Source organism: Hydrogenophaga crassostreae (assembly GCF_001761385.1).
Lineage (GTDB): Bacteria > Pseudomonadota > Gammaproteobacteria > Burkholderiales > Burkholderiaceae_C > Hydrogenophaga > Hydrogenophaga crassostreae.
Window position 1 is genome coordinate 1,323,883 of sequence record NZ_CP017476.1, and the last position, 17,255, is coordinate 1,341,137.

At 61.2% G+C, this 17,255-nt stretch carries 13 protein-coding genes; 6 read left to right on the forward strand and 7 right to left on the reverse strand.

The window, feature by feature from the left end; translation table 11 throughout:
- The first annotated feature begins 382 nt into the window (after window positions 1-382).
- Entirely contained in the window at window positions 383-1,273 is an 891-nt protein-coding gene (locus LPB072_RS06210) for a class I SAM-dependent methyltransferase (protein ID WP_157559241.1), read from the forward strand.
- A gap of 232 nt (window positions 1,274-1,505) precedes the next feature.
- Here LPB072_RS06210 and LPB072_RS06215 read toward each other — a convergent pair whose 3' ends face one another.
- Window positions 1,506-2,396, reverse strand: coding sequence for a dienelactone hydrolase family protein (locus LPB072_RS06215; RefSeq protein ID WP_066092823.1), 891 nt, complete (start codon window positions 2,394-2,396; stop codon window positions 1,506-1,508).
- 268 nt (window positions 2,397-2,664) lie between these two features.
- On the opposite strand from LPB072_RS06215, the gene ompA reads away from it, so the two are divergent.
- Window positions 2,665-3,312, forward strand: a complete 648-nt coding sequence (gene ompA / locus LPB072_RS06220; RefSeq protein ID WP_066092826.1) for an outer membrane protein OmpA — start codon at window positions 2,665-2,667, stop codon at window positions 3,310-3,312.
- 227 nt (window positions 3,313-3,539) lie between these two features.
- Here the strand turns inward: ompA and LPB072_RS06225 are convergent, their stop codons facing one another.
- Window positions 3,540-4,958: a cation:proton antiporter gene (locus tag LPB072_RS06225; protein ID WP_231943447.1), complete on the reverse strand. Its 1,419-nt coding sequence runs from the start codon at window positions 4,956-4,958 to the stop codon at window positions 3,540-3,542.
- 547 nt (window positions 4,959-5,505) lie between these two features.
- Between LPB072_RS06225 and LPB072_RS06230 the strand changes: the two genes are divergently transcribed.
- Window positions 5,506-6,882 carry an HD domain-containing phosphohydrolase gene (locus tag LPB072_RS06230; RefSeq protein WP_066092829.1) on the forward strand — a complete coding sequence of 459 codons (1,377 nt, stop codon included), beginning with the start codon at window positions 5,506-5,508 and terminating at the stop codon, window positions 6,880-6,882.
- A gap of 31 nt (window positions 6,883-6,913) precedes the next feature.
- On the forward strand, window positions 6,914-9,067 hold the full coding sequence (locus tag LPB072_RS06235; protein ID WP_066092832.1) for a PAS domain S-box protein: 2,154 nt from the start codon (window positions 6,914-6,916) through the stop codon (window positions 9,065-9,067).
- Window positions 9,068-9,074: 7 nt separating this feature from the next.
- On the opposite strand, the gene LPB072_RS06240 is transcribed toward LPB072_RS06235, so the two are convergent.
- Window positions 9,075-9,983, reverse strand: a complete 909-nt coding sequence (locus LPB072_RS06240) for a LysR family transcriptional regulator (protein ID WP_066092834.1) — start codon at window positions 9,981-9,983, stop codon at window positions 9,075-9,077.
- 184 nt (window positions 9,984-10,167) lie between these two features.
- Between LPB072_RS06240 and LPB072_RS06245 the strand changes: the two genes are divergently transcribed.
- The gene (locus LPB072_RS06245) at window positions 10,168-11,187 is read left to right on the forward strand and encodes a zinc-binding alcohol dehydrogenase family protein (protein WP_066092837.1); all 1,020 of its coding nucleotides are present in this window, start codon (window positions 10,168-10,170) and stop codon (window positions 11,185-11,187) included.
- 174 nt (window positions 11,188-11,361) lie between these two features.
- Window positions 11,362-11,805, forward strand: a complete 444-nt coding sequence (locus tag LPB072_RS06250) for a VOC family protein (RefSeq protein ID WP_066093572.1) — start codon at window positions 11,362-11,364, stop codon at window positions 11,803-11,805.
- Between the two features lie 71 nt (window positions 11,806-11,876).
- On the opposite strand, the gene LPB072_RS06255 is transcribed toward LPB072_RS06250, so the two are convergent.
- The 4 genes from LPB072_RS06255 to xdhA all read right to left on the reverse strand — a co-directional run bounded on the left by LPB072_RS06255 (window position 11,877) and on the right by xdhA (window position 17,225).
- Window positions 11,877-12,185: a high-potential iron-sulfur protein gene (locus LPB072_RS06255; protein WP_066092840.1), complete on the reverse strand. Its 309-nt coding sequence runs from the start codon at window positions 12,183-12,185 to the stop codon at window positions 11,877-11,879.
- Window positions 12,186-12,434: 249 nt separating this feature from the next.
- Window positions 12,435-13,316, reverse strand: a complete 882-nt coding sequence (locus tag LPB072_RS06260; RefSeq protein ID WP_066092843.1) for a transglutaminase-like domain-containing protein — start codon at window positions 13,314-13,316, stop codon at window positions 12,435-12,437.
- Between the two features lie 103 nt (window positions 13,317-13,419).
- On the reverse strand, window positions 13,420-15,702 hold the full coding sequence (xdhB, locus tag LPB072_RS06265) for a xanthine dehydrogenase molybdopterin binding subunit (protein ID WP_066092846.1): 2,283 nt from the start codon (window positions 15,700-15,702) through the stop codon (window positions 13,420-13,422).
- Complete coding sequence (gene xdhA, locus LPB072_RS06270; RefSeq protein ID WP_066093577.1) at window positions 15,699-17,225, reverse strand: xanthine dehydrogenase small subunit; 1,527 nt, start codon at window positions 17,223-17,225, stop codon at window positions 15,699-15,701. The genes xdhB and xdhA overlap by 4 nt, the downstream gene beginning before the upstream one ends.
- Window positions 17,226-17,255 lie beyond the last annotated feature (30 nt).

The following is a 17,255-nucleotide window of genomic DNA, read 5'->3' on the forward strand; positions in this document are numbered from 1 at the left end:
CTTGTAAACCTTCGCTGAACCAAAGCCGTTGACCTGGGCCGGTGCGGTGTGCCTATTCCCTTATCGGGTTCATGTGTGCGCCGACAAGATGCCAGGACCTCGGGATTGTTTTGGTTCAGTTCATACGCCCCTGTTGCAGGAGGTTTGAGGTGCTCTGGTTGTCCCTGCTTTGTCCCGGGATTTCCGAAGGCGCAGAACAGGCAAATAGGAAATAGGGGTGCTGTAATATGGCGCGTCTCCAAAGTGCCGTCCTCGCTTTTCTGAATGCGACGGCCAAAAAAATGAAAGTCCCTCATGAGCTTCGTGTCCCGGTTGCCCTTGGTTCGCAACTATTTTTTTCGTTTTGCGCAAGCTGAGCGAGTTGACCGGTCGGTGCGCGGAATTGAGCGCCAAAAATGAGAGCCAGACAAAAAGTATAGAAGCGCTCGAGGTAAAAATTGACGACCTTGATCAAAAGAACGAGGCGTTGGAAAGATTGCTCGACAAGCCTGGGCTCGACCTGACTCAGGTAAGGGGGGAGATTGACGAGGCGATTCTGGGCATGCAGGCCGCAGTCAGTTTTCAGGTGCCATCCAACATCCATCCTGAGGACCACATATTCAGTTTTCTGCGGCAGCACGAAAAATACAGAAACGATATCGAAGGTGCCTACCGCTATTACTTTTCTACCGGAGACGAGTCGGTCGAAAAGCTTGTCGCCCTAAAAAAACAGGCCGGAATGCAGGGAACCACTTCCTTGCTGGAATTCGCTGCGGGTTACGGGTGTGTGACACGCCACCTGAAAAAGCGCCCAGAAGAGTTTGAGCTTGTGGCTTGCGATATCCATCAGCAGGCGGTCGACTTTGTTGCCAAGGCGCTGAATGCCAAGGCCGTCGGTTCGGTAACCGATCCGGACGCATTTCAGCTTGATAAAAAATATGGAATCGTCTTCGCACTGTCTTTCTTTTCCCACATGCCGAAGAAGACTTGGGGGCGATGGCTGGCCGCTTTGTTCCGGACTGTGGACAAGGGTGGTTGTTTGATTTTCACCACCCACGGATTGGTGAGTCAGGCAAAGATGATGCCCCATGCCATCGTTGGTGAAAGTGGTTTTTGGTTCAATGAAAACAGCGAGCAGGCGGATCTGGATACGGCGGACTATGGCAGCACAATTACCACGCCGAAATTCGTAAGGGAGGAAATTGCCAAGCTGGAAGGGGCTGTCGAATTGGCACACCATGAGGCCTATTGGTGGACCCACCAAGATGCTTGGGTCGTCAAAAAGCTGGGTTAGAAAGCGAGATCACTCAGGGGGGCATAACAAAAGCCGGCACCTTGCAGCACGTGGACGCGCCGAAGCCGGTTTCATCGGTGATCAGAAAACGCGATCTTGAACGAACAGCCCGGCGTGACATCCCCAAGCAGGTGCTGTCGGCCGGCCAGCTGGCTTGCTGACTACAGCGTCCATCAGGCCTCGGGCAACCGCGCAGCGCGCCCCTGCCGGAACGCGGCTCAGGGCGGAGGTGTCAGGACGCCAAGCGTTCTTTGAAGAACGCCATCGTGCGGCCCCACGACAACTTTGCCGCGGCCGCATCAAAGCGCGGCGTGGTGTCGTTGTTGAAACCGTGCTGGGTACCGGCGTACTGGTGGGCTGTATAAGCCGCTCCGGCGGCTTTGAGCGCTGCTTCGTACGCGGGCCAGGCGTTGTTGATGCGATCGTCTGTACCGGCAAAATGGATCAGCAAAGGTGATTTCACCTTGACGGCGTCTTGCGCGGGCGGATGGTTGCCGTAATAGGGCACTGCGGCAGCCAGCTCGGGTATGGCTGTGGCGAGCATGTGGGCCACGCCACCGCCGTAACAAAAGCCCACCACGCCCATGCGCCCCGTGGCGTCGGGGCGGGCCATCAGCGCTCTGGCCGACGCCAGCATGTCTTGCCGCGTTTTGCCTTGTTCGAGTGTGGCAAACAAGGCGCGTGCTTTGTCTTCGTCACCGGGGTAGCCACCGAGTGGCGCGAGCGCATCGGGTGCAAAGGCGAGGTAGCCATCGAGCGCAATGCGGCGCGTGATGTCTTCGATATGCGGGTTGAGCCCCCGGTTTTCGTGAATGACCAGGACCGAAGGCAGCTTGCCTGTGGCATTGGCAGGTTTGGCCACATAGGCCTTGAGTGCGCCATAGCCTGAGGGCGACGGCACATCCACCACCTCGGTTGCCAGGCGCGCATCGTCTTTGGGCACCATTTGCGCGGCGGCAAAGTTGGGGCTCAATGCAGCCAGCAAGCCGGCCGCCGTCATGCCACCTACAGCGAATTTGCCGGCGCGGTCCAGAAACCCCCGGCGGTCGAGATCGCCATGCACATAGGCATCAAACAGGATCAACAACTCCTGATCGAAATCGGCGGCGGTGAGTCGGGTCATGGCAGTGCTCCTTGTCAGGCGAAATGCGCCCAGTGCATTTTGCTGTGGACAGCAATTCACGACATGCGCGAATGGGCATTGCCGGGCCGGCAGGCGAGTCGGCGAAGGCGCTGTGCATGGCGTGTTGTCCTACGCACAGGCAGGGGGCTCTCTGATCCATGGCCAATCGCGGTCTTCCTAAACTGATCCCATCGGCTGGGGCGTTTTTGTCCGGCGAGATACATCCACAACAGCTCCTTGTGAGCATTTGACAATTGAGGAACCCATCATGAACAAGAGCAAATCGAGCAAGCTGACCCTGGTCGTCGCAACCCTGACACTGGCGTCCGCCGCAGGCGCTCAAACGGTGGACAACTGGCGCAGCGGCGATGGCAGTACCGTCTGGCGCAACGGCTCTGGCGACCTTTGCTGGAGAAACAGCAACTGGACGCCAGCGACCGCAGCAGCCGAGTGTGACGGTGCGATCAAGCCCGTGGTTGACACGCCCGTGGCTCAAGCGCCAGCTCCCGCGGCCATGCCGGCGCCAGCACCGCAGCCTGCTCCTGCGCCAGCCTCCGTTATCTCGATGACCATGCAGGCGGAAACGTTGTTTGACTTCGACAAGTCGGTGATCAAGGCCGCAGGCAAGGCCGCATTGGATGCGCTGGTTGCCGACCTTGCCAAAGTCAACCTGGACACGTTGATCGCCGTGGGCCACACGGATTCGACTGGAACCGAGGGGTACAACCAGGCGTTGGCGATCCGTCGGGTGGAGTCGGTCAAGGCCTACCTGGTCAGCAAGGGCGTGCCCTCTGATCAAATCAGGACCGAGGGGCGGGGTGAAACCCAGCCTGTGGCAACCAACAAGACCCGTGAGGGCCGCGCTCAGAACCGCCGCGTTGAAATCGAAGTGGTTGGTACGCAAAAGAGCATGTAAGTCCCGGTCGGGAGCGCTCTGAAAAAGCACCACGCTGGCCGTGGTGCTTTTTTTCGAATGGCCTGTCGCGCCGCAACACTGCACGGTTTGCAGGGTATCGGGGTAAAGGTTATTGGGCTGCCTATCGGTGGTTCAGGCGGCTTCACTCAATGGGGCACCTGTCTTTCGGTCAGCCGTCAACGCGCATCGCTGCCGGTGGTTGAGGCGATGGGCCTTGAACCTTGTTGCTAGTTGCGCTGCCAGACCCTGTTGAGCAAGGGTTTGACACTGACGCCGTGCAGCAGGATCGACAGGGTGATCACGATCAGGGTGATTTGCACCAGTTGCAGCGCCAGCTCTTCGGGTAATCCGTGCTGAATGGCGTACATCAGGTAGTAGAGCGACCCGATGCCCCGCACGCCAAACCAGGCGGTCATGCCTTGCAGTGGCAAGGGGCTGCGCCGGATGCCCAGGGCAATGAAGACGCCCAACGGACGGGCCACCAGAAAAAGAAACAATGCCGTCGCCACGGCCGACCAGCTCCAGGAGTTGAGAAACAGCGAGCCACCCACGAGCAGCACCAGCACGAGTTCTGAAAGGCGTTCCAGGTGCTCCTTGAAAATCAGGGTCCCTCCGCTGACCGTGGGTGCGGCGGGCAGGGTCGCTTCGTCGGAGCCGGGGGCCGCTGATGTACCGTTTTGCACAGCCAGGCGCATTTCGGTCTGGCGCAGGGCCACGGCCGAGAAGAAAACAGCCAGAAAACCCCAGGCATCGATCAGCAGGCAGGTGCCATACACCACACCAATCAGGCCCAGACCCAGGAAGTCGATCAAGAACGCGTTGGGTTCCGGTGTCCTGCGAAGTTGGCGCATCAAATGCGCCAGTGCTGCGCCGGCCAACACGCCCACGGCGATACCCGCTGCTGTGGCCCAGAGCACATCCTTCATCAGCCACTGCAGACCAAAATCCCCCAGGTTGTGCAGCCCCAGCATGCCCAGACCCAGCACCACAAACGGGAAGGCGCTGCCATCGTTCAAACCGGCCTCGCAGCTGAGGCGAAACCGCAGTTGGTCGCTGTCGCCCGGGTGGCGGATCTGTACATCGGTCGCCAGTACCGGGTCGGTCGGCGCCAGAATCGCTCCCAGCAGCACGCTCGCCCCGAGCGGCAAGCCCAGCGCCCAGTGGGCAAAGGCGGTGATCAGGCCGACCGTGAGGGCCATGGACAGCGTGGCCAGCAAGACCGGGGCGCGCCAGAGTGGCCAGCTGAACGGCACGGGCATCTTGACCCCGGTCGCATACAGAGAGATCAACACCGCCACCTCGGTCAACAGCTCCAGGAGCGCCGATTCTTTCAAGGGATTGAAGTGGTAAAGGCCCAGTCCCGTGGGACCAAACAGCAGCCCCACGCCCAGGTAAACAATGGCCGAAGTGGCCGGCGAGCGCCGCAGCAGCGGCCCACCGGTGCCCATGAACAGCAGCAGACCGCCGATCAGTAAAAACCAGCCTGCTGTGCTCATGGCTGGCGCGCTTTCCCGCAGGACGGGCGGGCAGTTGTCGGGCGGTGTGTGACTGGCGCGAAGCGCTGGTTGGGGGTCAAAGGCAAGGCTGAAGTCGAAGGAGAGGGACGGGACCAGAGGCACGAAGCCAACGACCGTGTACGAGGTCATGGCGTTTGAAACGTTCCCATGGGGCTGGTTTCGGTTTGTGAGCGATTGTGCCCTCGTTCGCCACCGCGCCAGGCGTCTCCGGCGCGTCGCCCGGCATGCCTTCCGCGTGCGGGGATCAATGCCCCTGCAGGCCTCGCCATTTCTACCCGCATCCAAGGAGCGCGAAGGTGCTTCCCTGTCAGTTTGTCCGGGAGGGCCGGTGATCGGTGTTTGTGTCAGGTCTTGGTGGCCAGCATTTGAACCTGTGCCTGACCGGTTGTCAGGTTGGTCGAGAAACCGCAGTGGCTGAGGTGCTGGCAGAACCCGTCGGCCGACAGGTTGATGTGATCTCTGTCTTGCTTTTCTGGACCCGGGTCCTGGGCGTCTGGCGACAGGAGGTGTTCACTGCACCTGCACCGCAGGTCGCCTTTTGCTCCAGATTCTTGCGTCTTGAACCAGCCTTCCGGGGTTGAGCATCAAGGGCGGCTTAACCGGCCTCTTCGTCACGCAGGCTCAAGTCGGGAGGGGAACCGTCGAAACAGACGTATTCCTCATCTTGCTTATTGCCATGTCTGAATCCACACCCGAACGGGCCCAGGTTGCCGATGATCCGGAACCCGAAGTCCATGTTCCAACCATCCTGACCGTTGACGATGAGCCATCGGTGCTCAGCGCACTCAGGCGCCTGTTTCGGCTGCAAGGCTACAAAACCCTGCAAGCCACCAGCGGTGCCGAGGGGCTTGAGTTGCTCAAGGCGAACCAGGTGGATCTGGTGGTCAGCGACATGCGCATGCCGGAGATGGACGGCTCCCGGTTTCTTGAGCTGGTGCGCGAGCACGACGAGAGCGTCTCCCGCATCCTGCTGACGGGCTATGCCGACATGACGGCCACCATTGAGGCGATCAACAAAGGCGCCATTCACCGTTATATGGCCAAACCCTGGGACGACCAGGATCTGGTTCTGGTGGTGCGAGATGCGCTGGAACGCCGGGCGCTGGAGCGCCGGAATGCTGAACTGGTCGAGTTGACCCGTGTGCAAAACGAACAGTTGCGGGAATCCAATCAAACGCTGGAAGCCCGCGTGGCGTCACGGACCGACGAGCTGCAACAGATCAACGGCATGCTTGAGGCCTCCTACAGCGAGCTGGACCAAACTTTCATGTTGTCGGTTGGCGTGTTTTCCAGCCTGATGGAAATGCGGGATGGCAGCTCCGGCCACGCTCGCCGTATCGCTGAAATCTGTCGCGCCACGGCAGTGAAGCTCGGACTTTCCGAACGCGATGCCCGCGATGTTTTCCTGGCCGCGCTGGTTCACGATGTCGGCACGATTGGTTTTCCGGACGCGATGCTGAACAAGCCTGTGTCGTCCTACACGGCAGAGGAAATGGCCCGCTACCGGCGTCACCCTGTTGACGGCGAAACCGCGCTGATGCCATTGATGCAACTGCAAGGCGTTTCTCGCATCGTTCGCCAGCACCACGAGCGGTTCGATGGAAAGGGCTTTCCTGAGGGGCTGGCGGGGCAGAACATCTGTATTGGTGCGCGCATTGTTGCGCCCGCCAGTGACATGGATGAGCTGATGCACGGGGCCTTGGGCGACAACAAATACTCGGAAGAGCGGGCACGGCAGATGCTGCGCTCGGCCATCGGAACCCGGTATGAAGGAAAGGTGATCGAGGCCTTGATTCAGGTGCTGGACGAGACAGCAGAAGAGGCCAAAAAGGACCGTCTTATTGGCGTTTTTGACCTGCGTCCGGGCATGGTTCTGTCCAAGGATCTGGTGTCTTCCAGCGGTGCCATTTTGCTTGCGAAAGGTTTCGTCTTTGATGAGCGTGTTGTCAAGCGGGTATCCGACTTTGCCAGGCGCGAAGGCGTGCAGATGACGTTGCGGGTGCAGCAGACGGGTGACGAAGCGCAGCAGCCAGCCGAAGCCCAGGTTGCATAGCGCAATGGATCTGACCCATAGCGAGAGAAACATGGTCGACACCCTGCGGGCTGAGGCCCAGTTGCGAGATTTTGTGGACGCTGTTGCCGTGCCCTGTGCGGTGCATGCCGGTGGCCTGATGATTGCAGGCAATCTGGCTTTGAGCCGTTTGAGTTCGCGCCCAGTGGATGTGCTGTTGTCGATGCCTTTTGAGGCGTTGTTGCGGCCAGAAGACCGCGAGGCGGTGAAGCAAGCGGGCTCGACCTGTTTGAACCACAAGGGCGAACCTCCAACCCTGTCAGCAATGGTCATGACCCCTCAGGGCGGAGAGAGACCCCTGGAAATACACGCCCGCCCGGCGGTGATGGGCGGGATGGACGTGGTTGTTTTGACTTGTCTGGATCAAAGCGATGTTCAGCACGTGCAAACAAGCCTGATCGGTATGAGCGAGATGATGCGTCAGATCATCGACAGCGCTCCCATAGCCTCTTTTGTGATCGACAGGAACGACACCGTGACGCACTGGAACGCAGCTTGCGAAAACATGACGGGCTTGACGCGCCGCGAGCTGTTGGGTTCAAAAACCGCATGGCGTGCGTTCTATGAAGCCGAGCGTCCGACCCTGGCCAACCTGATCGTGGAAGGCGCCGACGAGGGCCGGATGAAGGCCCATTACGCCGATTTGCTGCGCCCTTCCCAGGCGGTTCGTGGTGGCTACGAGGCAGAGGCCTTCTTTCCCCAGTTCGGGCAGCACGGGGCCTGGCTCTTCATCACCGCAGCGCCCCTTCTCGATGCCGCTGGCGACCTCATCGGGGCCATCGAAACGCTGCAGGATGTGACCGAGCGCCGCAGGTCTGAAGAGGCTTTGCACGATCACCGCGCTGAACTGGAACGCCTGGTGTTGCTTCGCACGAACGAACTCGCTGCCACAGCGCGTGAACTGGAGCGGTTTGTGGCCGCTGCGCCTTACGGGGTTGCCTACACAAGGGGGGGCATGGTGCAGCGGGTGAATGCGGCCATGGCCCAGATTTTTGGCTACGGGCCAACGGAAATGATCGGCATGCCGGGCCGTGCACTGTATTTGAACGATGAAGACTATGTGAAGCTGGGGGACCAGGCGCGCACCCAGTTTTCGAAAGGTGAGCCGCTTCAGCTGGAGATGTGGATGCGCCATGGCGATGGGCGGGCGATCTGGGGCCAGATTGATGCGCACATCGCGGATGTTGATGACAGTCAGCGCGGTACCTGGTGGATGATTCAGGACCGCACCGAGTTTCGCGATGCACAACTGGAGCTCGAAACCAGGTTTGACGAGTTGCGTGCCTTGAACGCCAAGCTGGAAGAAGCGCAGAACCAGTTGCTCCAGCAAGACAAGATGGCCTCGATCGGTCAACTGGCTGCGGGTGTTGCACATGAGATCAACAACCCGGTGGGTTTCGTGAGTTCCAACCTCAAAACCCTGCGCAAATACACGGCAGGACTTCTGGATTTGTGCAAAGCCTACGAGCTTGCTCGGTTGGCGCCAGACGATGCGGGGCTGGCCAGCGCGCTCAATCAAAAAGGCAGAGCGGTCGAGATTGATTACCTGACCGAAGACTTGCCACAACTGCTGGACGAGTGCGATGACGGTCTGGACCGCGTCAAACGCATCGTGCTGGATCTCAAGGGGTTTTCACGCGTGGATCATGCGGACTGGCAGGAGACCGACCTCAACGTGGGCGTGCAGTCCACGTTCAATGTGGTTCGGCACGAGGTCAAGAACAAGGCTGAAATCGTGATGCAACTGGGACAATTGCCGTTGGTCACTTGCCTGGCGGGCCAGTTGAACCAAGTGTTCATGAACCTGATTGTGAACGCCGCGCACGCCATTGGAGACAGGGGGACGATCACGATTTCATCTGGGGTTGAAGCGCATTGGGCCTGGGTGCAGGTGGCCGATACCGGTTGCGGCATGACCGAAGAGGTGCAGCGGCGCATTTTTGAGCCGTTCTACACCACCAAGGATGTGGGCAAAGGCACCGGGCTCGGCTTGTCGCTGTCGTTCTCCATTGTTCAAAAGCATGGCGGCATCATACGGTTGCATTCCGCGCCGGGCCATGGCTCGGCATTTCGGGTTTGGGTGCCAGTTGGCGGGCCCGGCGCCTTGTCGGCAGGCGAACAGGCGCCCGACTGGGAGCAGAAGCCGGAGCTGCTGGCGGTCGCCTGAGCAGGGATCAATCCGGGCCGCTGGCCAGCTGTGCCAGCAGCGGGGCCAGGTGATCGCGCAGGGCCCGGACGGCCGATGTAACTTGTTTTCGGCCCGGAACGATGAGGTGGAGGTGGGCGAGCTCGCCCTCCCAATGGGGATTGATGTGCACCAGGCGCCCGCTGGCGATGTGCGCCGCCATGTCGATCTGGGAGCGGTAGGCAATGCCGAGTCCGCTCAGCGCCCAGCGGGTCACGATTTCGCTGTCGTTGGCACTGTGGCGGCCTTGAACGGCGGCGTCGACCCATTGCCCATTGACGCGCAGTTGCCAAGTCTTGGGCACTTCATCGCCGATCATGAAACGCAGGGCTTCGTGCCGCGCCAGTTCTTCGAGACTGCCGGGCGCTCCACAGCGAGCCAGGTATTCGGGAGAGGCCACGAGCAGCCGTGGGTTGTCTTGTACCAGGGGCAAGGCAACCTGGTTGGAGTCGCGCGGCGATCCGTAGCGAATTGCCATGTCGAGCGGCACCCTCATGAGGTCGGCGTTGCGGTCTGAGAGGTGCAGGCGCAGGCTGAGTTCGGGGTGGCGTTGCTGAAAGGCTTCCAGCCAGGGCAGCATGACATTGCGCCCGAGGTCCGACGGCATCGACAGCTGCAATTCGCCGCGCAAGGCGGTGCGGGTTTTGGACACCACGGCCTGTGCCTCGGTCAAAGCGCTGAGCGCCTCGCGCACATGGGGCAGCATGCGTTCGCCATCGGCAGACAGGCGCAGGCTGCGGGTGCTGCGCACAAAAACCGCTGCGCCCCAGGCCGCTTCCAGGCGCTTCATGGCGGCGCTGGCCGCGGCGGGCGACCAGTCCATGGCTCTGGCCGCCGCAGTGAGGCTGCCCAAGTCGGCGGTGCGCACGAAGAGTTCCAGATCGGTCAGGCGGGTCATCGTTCGGATTTTGTTGAAAGTGATTCGATGGGCAGGGGGTCGATTGACGGCAGTGTTTTCACCACAATAGCCCTGTCGCTGCCGGTTTTCAAGGCCATATCATGGGTTTGTCGGATTTCCAGCAGCGTATTGATTTTCTACCAAAACCGTTGTTTTCGCCTTTTCATACCCACTGGAGCCCTTCATGAAAGCCATTGCTTACCAAGCTGCTTTGCCCGTCACCGACGTGTTGTCCTTGCAAGACGTTGAACTGCCCGCGCCGACGCCCGGCCCGCGCGATTTGCTGGTGGACGTGCGCGCCATCGCGGTGAACCCCGTGGACAGCAAGGTGCGCGCCAATGTGAGTGCCGATGCTGGCCAGTGGAAAGTGCTCGGCTGGGATGTGGTGGGCACGGTGCGCGCTGTGGGCAGCGATGTGACGCTTTTCAAAGTGGGCGACCGCGTCTGGTACGCCGGTGCCATCGACCGTGCGGGCGCCAATTCGGAGCAACACCTGGTGGACGAGCGCATCGCTGCATTGGCGCCGGCATCGCTGAGCGATTCCGAGGCTGCGGCCATGCCGCTGACCACCATCACGGCCTATGAAATGCTGTTCGACCGTTTTGGTATCGCGCGGGGTGATGCCTCCAAAGGCAAAACCCTGTTGATCATCGGCGCGGCCGGTGGCGTGGGTTCGGTCATGACGCAGCTGGCCCGCCAGCTGACCGGGTTGACCGTGATCGGCACCGCATCGCGCCCCGAGACCACGCAGTGGGTGAAAGATCTGGGCGCACACCATGTGATCGACCACAGCAAGCCGCTCGCCGATGAAATCCAAAAGGCCGGCCTGGCCGCGCCCGACTATGTGGCCAGCCTGACCAACACCGACCAACACTTTGAACAAATTGCCGAGCTGATCGCGCCACAAGGCAAATTCGGCCTGATCGACGATCCGGCCAAGGGCTCGGTGGACATCGGTGCGCTCAAGCGCAAGGCGGTGTCGCTGCACTGGGAGTTCATGTACACCCGTTCGATGTTCCAGACCCCCGACATGATCGAGCAGCACAACTTGTTGACCGAAGTCGCCGGGCTGATCGACGCTGGCCAGTTGAAAACCACGCTGGGCGAGCATTTTGGCGCCATCAACGCGACCAACCTGAAGCGCGCCCATGCGTTGCTGGAGAGCGGCCGTTCGCGCGGCAAGATCGTGCTCGAAGGCTTCTGAGACTTGCGCTCAGGTCCGCTGCCGGGCCGCCCCCCAAAAAAAGCCGATCGGGCGCCGTGCATGCGCCCGTCGGCCTTTTCGTTTTTGCTCTGGGCGCCTTACGATAGGGTCTTTGTCGTTCCTCTGTCAGGAGTCTTTTGCATGATCAGCGCAGCCATCGCTTCCCCCCCCGCCATGCAGGCGCCCGCCACCAACCCGGCCTTGATGTCGCCGTTTCATCTGGCCTTTCCGGTGAATGACCTGGCCGCCGCGAGGGGCTTTTATGGCGGCGTGATGGGTTGCCCTGAAGGGCGGAGTTCGCCGGAGTGGATCGATTTCAATTTTTATGGCCACCAGATCGTGGCCCATCTCGCGCCCAACGAAGCGGGCAGCGCTTCACTCAACGCCGTAGACGGTCATGGTGTTCCGGTAAGGCATTTCGGCATGGTGTTGCCCATGGCCGAATGGGAGGCGATGGCCGAACGCTTGAAGGCTGCCGGGACGAAGTTTGTCATCGAACCCTACATCCGCTTCAAAGGTGAGCCCGGTGAGCAGGCCACCATGTTTTTTCAGGATCCCTCAGGCAATGCCATCGAGCTGAAGGCCTTCAGCGATATCGCTCGCCTGTTCGCCAAGTAAAAGGGCCCGGCGCGCACTGGCCGGGCCCTTTCAGGCCGCAAGAAGTGTTCTGCAGCGGCGTTTGGTGAAGATCAGGCCTTTTTGGCCCAGGCACTGCACCAGCCTTTGCCGGCCACTTGTTTGCCCGCAAACAGGGGGCAAGCGCCAGCGGCGTCGGTGGCTTTGCCCTGGAAAAGGGCGCAATTGTGGCAACCCTGGTCGGCAGCGTGCTTGGGATACTTCTTGCCATCGGCTTTGGTGGTGTCGGCGACATAGCCCAGCGCAGCGGCCTGAGGTGTTTTTTCATCCAGCATGTCGGCTGCTTGCGCGCGGGAGGCCAGCGCCAGAGCTGCGCCGCCGGCGGCCACGGTCATCATGAAGGTGCGTCGTGTGTTTTTCATTGTGTTTTCTGTTGGATTGACAGGCCTGTTGAAGAAAGATTTGACCCCGAGGGCCCGACAACTCGAGGTGGACAATTCGCCTGGCTTGTTCAGGATGCCGGTAGCAGACCCCATGCACCGGGTGCCAGATGCGCAAGCAAAAGCATGGTTCCGCGATTAAACGCCTTCTGCACGTCGACCGTGTTGCGATTTGTCAAACCTTTGCATCGGTGACAGGCGACCGGATGCGGTGTTTCCAGGCAATGGGGGTCAGCGGTGAAGGGATATACCCTGGTCTGTCGACAGCGCCATTTGATTGTGGTGTGGCAGCACGATGCCCAGTGAGGCGTCTTCAACCGCCGTGGCGTGAATCAAGGGGGCCACTGTCTGCACGCTGCCGAAAATGGTGGCAAATGCCACGTCGGCGGCGTCGCGCCCGGTGCCAAATCGCAAGAAAGCCATAGGGATGGCGGTTCCTGATGGGTCGAAGATGTACCAGCGATCACCCAGATAGGCCTCTACGTAGGCATGAAAGTCGGGTGGGCCCAGCGCGGGATCGGCTCCGTAGTCGGTGCCCGTGGCGAAACGGGCAGGTATGTTGCAGGCCCGGCACAAGGCGATCATGAGGTGGGCGAAATCCCGGCAGACGCCAACCTGCTCGATGAGCGTGTCTGCTGCCGAGGTATTGCCATTCGAGGTATTCGAGGTGAAGGCCACATGCCGGGTGACCCAGTCGCGAATGGCCAGCACGCGCATATAGCCCTGGGGAAGCTGGCCGAACTCGTTGTAGGCCAATCGCAACAAGCGGTCGGACTGGCAATAGCGGCTGGGGTAGATATAGCCCATGGTCTCGGGCGGCAGCAGGTGCACGGGTACCTCGCCGATGGTGTTCGGGTCCGCCTGGTGGTGGGTAATGTCGACCATGGCGGAATAGCGCACCTGCAAGGGGCCTCCCTGAGCGCGCATGCGCATGTAGCGGTTGCCACTGGTGGGGTCGGTGTGCACGCGCGCATCAATCGGCTGATTGATGGAAAGCTGCTCATTGGAGACCCACTGGCATGGCGTATGGGCGGCGTGGATGTTGAATACGAAGTCGGCCCCTTGAGGGTCCACAACGTAGTCCAGCTCGACATCTAGATGGATTCTGATCATGTGCCTATTGGATACCCTTTTGGCGCGATTAACCACCATTGGCGAGTGGGTTCAACAAACAGCCCGGGCTGCGGTCACATGGACAGACGACCGCGAGCGGACTTCAACCGATGGCGGCCAACACTTCCTCGGCCGTGGCCGGTGCATTCATGAGGTGGGGGTCACCACCTGCCTGCGCCACGGCATCGCGCAGCGCTTCAAACACGCTGATCGCCAGCATGAATGGCGGCTCGCCCACGGCCTTGCTGCCGTACACGTTGTCTTCGCGGTTCGGTTCGGGCCAGAGATCCACCCGGAAGTGGGCGGGAACGTCGCCGGTGGCCGGAATTTTGTAGGTACTGGGGGCGTGGGTCGAAAGCAGGCCTTTGTCGTTCCAGACCAGTTGCTCGGTGGTCAGCCAGCCCATGCCCTGCACGAAGCCGCCTTCGATCTGGCCAATGTCGATGGCCGGGTTGATGCTGCGGCCAACGTCGTGAAGGATGTCAACCTTGAGCAAGCGGCTCTCGCCGGTGAGCGTGTCAATGGCCACTTCGCTGCAGGCGGCGCCGTAGGCAAAGTAATAGAACGGGCGGCCGGTGAGCGTGGTTTTGTCATAGTGGATCTTGGGCGTTCGGTAAAAGCCGTCGCTCCAGAGCTGGATGCGGTTGGCGTAGGCCGCACCGACCACGTCTTCAAACCGGCGGGTGGTCACCTCGGTCAAAACCTGCCCATTCTGGAACCGGACCGCACCAGCGCCCACGCCGTCCAGCCCTGCCACGAAAGCGGCGAGGTTGTCCCGCACGTGTCGGGCTGCAAATTGCGCTGCGCGGCCGTTCAGGTCGGTACCGGCCGAGGCCGCAGTGGCACTGGCATTGGGGATTTTGCTGGTATCGGCGGCTGTGCTCATGACCCGTTCAAACGGCACGCCCAGTTCATCGGCCACGATCTGCGCCACCTTGGTGTTCAGCCCCTGGCCCATTTCCGTGCCACCGTGGTTCACCATCACGCTGCCATCGGTGTACACGTGCACCAGGGCGCCTGCCTGGTTGAACAGCGTGGCCGTGAAGCTGATGCCGAACTTCACGGGTGTCAGCGCCAGGCCACGCTTGATGACAGGGCTGCGGGTATTCCATTCGGCGATCTGTTCGCGCCGCTCGCGGTAGCCGCTGGAGAGTGCCAGTTGCGAAAGCATGGGCTCCAGAATGTTGTCTTCTACCTTCATCTGGTAGTGGGTGACGTTGCGCTCCTCGATGCCATACAGGTTGCGCAGCCGTACATCGAAAGGGTCCAGATTGAGCACGCTTGCGATGTCACTCAGAATGCGCTCGATCACGATCACGCCCTGTGGCCCGCCGAAGCCACGGAACGCGGTGTGGCTTTGGGTATTTGTCTTGCAGCGGTAACTGGCAATGGCCACGTCTTCCAGGAAGTAGGCGTTGTCGGCGTGAAAAACAGCACGGTCTGCCACAGGGCCCGACAGGTCGGCGCTGAAGCCACAGTTGGCCAGCATCTCCAGCTCCAGTCCACTCAGCAGGCCTGTCGCATCAAACCCTGCGCGGTAGTGGTAGGCAAAGGGGTGGCGCTTGCCTGTGATCAGAAAATCGTCGTCGCGATCGAGCCGGAGTTTGACCGGGCATTGCAGCTTGTTCGCTGCGACTGCCGCCCACACGGCCAGGTGTCCCGCCTGCGTTTCTTTGCCGCCAAATCCGCCGCCCATGCGCCGGCATTCAACGGTCACGGCGTGGCTGGCGATGCCGAGCGCGTGGCCCACCCAGTGCTGCACCTCGCCCGGGTGCTGGGTGCTGCTGTAGATCCACCACTGCTGCTGCTCCAGTGGCAACACATAGGCGATCTGGCCTTCCAGATAAAAATGCTCCTGGCCGCCGACTTCAAAGTGGCCTTCGATCGTGTGGGGTGCACGCTTCAAGGCGGCCTTTGCATCGCCGCGCTTCACGTGCACCTCGGGCAATACGTAGTGCTCCAGCGCGTGGGCTTCATGCACGCTGAGCACGGCGGGCAGTGGCTCGATGTCGAGCTTGACCAAACGCGCTGCGCGCCGCGCCGTCATCACATCGTCGGCCACCACCAAGGCCACAACCTGTCCCACGAACTGCACCGTGTCGAGTGCAAAAACCGGTTCGTCGTGGCCGAAGGCGGCCAGGGTGGTGTCGCCTGGAACGTCGCTCGCGTCGATCACGGCGCGCACGCCGGGCAGCGCCAGCGCGGCGGATGCATCGAGCTTGCGCAAAATACCATGGGCAACGGGCGAGCAGACCGGCGCGGCATGCAGCGTGCCGCGCACTTCGGCGATGTCGTCAACATAGTGCGCCCGGCCGGCGACCTGGGCGCGTGCGCTTTCATGGAAACGGGAGTGGCCCGCAGCTCGGGGGAATGTGGGTTCGGTCATGCCAGGGCCTCCACAGAATTCAAGCTCTCCAGGTTGATGGCGGTTGTACCCTGGCTTTCCAGCCAGAAGCGCTGCAGCAGGTTGCCCAGAACCGTCTGGCGGTAGTTTGCGCTGGCGCGCATGTCGGAGATGGGTTGGAACTCGCTGCGCAACGCGGCTTGTGCGGCCATCACGGTGTCGGCGTTCCATGGCTGGCCAAGAAGGGCCGCTTCGGTTTGCCTGGCGCGAACAGGTGTGGCAGCCACGCCGCCGGCGCCGATGGACACCTGCTGAACCATCCCGTCTTGGATGGTCATCTGTATCGCCAGACAGACAGCCGAAATGTCGTCATCGAAACGCTTGCTGATCTTGTAGACTTTTTCCAAAGCACCCCCGACGGGACGCGGCACCTTGATCCAGGCCAGCAGTTCATCCGGGCGCATCACGTTGGTGCGGTAGCCGGTATAGAGGTCTTCCAGCCGAAGCTCGCGGTGAACCGCTTCGCCGCCTTGTCCGGATGTTCTCCAGCGCATCAGCACCACGCTGGCACCCAGCGCGATGAGCAGTGGCATGGAGTCACCAATTGGCGATCCATTGGCCACATTGCCGCCCAACGTACCCGAGTTGCGCACGGGCAAGCCGGCAAAGCGGCGGCTGAAGCTCAGCAACTGGGGGCGCTCTTTCACCAGAGCAGTGAAAGCCTGGGTGAGCGACACAGCGGCGCCAATCGCGATGTGGTTCGGGTAGGTTTCCACCCGACGCAGCTCGCGCGCCGCGGTCACGTCAATCACCTGCTCGAATTTGCGGTGGTGTTTGGTGACCCACAAACCCACATCGGTGCAGCCTGCCACCAGCTGGGCCTTGGGGTGCAGAGCCCGGGCTTGCAGCAGGGCATGGAGCGAAGTGGGGCGCAGGTAGTTTGCATCGCCCTCGATGGAGGGTGCTTTGCCCTTGATGCTTTTTAACGCCTGGACGGTGGCCGGCTCATCGACCACACATTCGGCGGGCAGCGGCACGCCCCCCATCGTGACCGCGGCCTCAAGAATGGGCCGGTACCCCGTGCAGCGGCACAGGTTGCCCGAGAGATCGGCCTGGGCACTTTCGCGCGTGATGCCTTGCCCGCCGGGGTTGTTCTGGTACATGCCAAACAGGCTCATCACAAACCCGGGGGTGCAAAAGCCGCATTGGCTGCCATGGTTTTGCACCAGGGCCTCCTGGCAGGGGTGCAACCCTGATGACCCGGTGCTGGCGATCGATGGTGCGGCGATGTCGTCGGCGGTCCATACCGCCATGCCATTGACCGAATGCGCCAGGCGAATACAGCTGTTGATGGCTTTGTATTCCAGTTGACCGTTGACCGCTTCGGCCAAAACCACTGTGCAGGCGCCACAGTCACCTTCCCCGCAACCTTCTTTGGTGGCCTTGAGGTTGAGATCGTCGCGCAAGACCTGCAGCAGCGTGCGGTCGGGTGGTACATTGCGCAGCGCCACCGGGGCCCCTCGGTGCAAAAAACTCAGGGTTTGTGCTGATTTTTGAGACTTCATGTGCGCCAGCATAGCCCGCAAGTGGCTGGC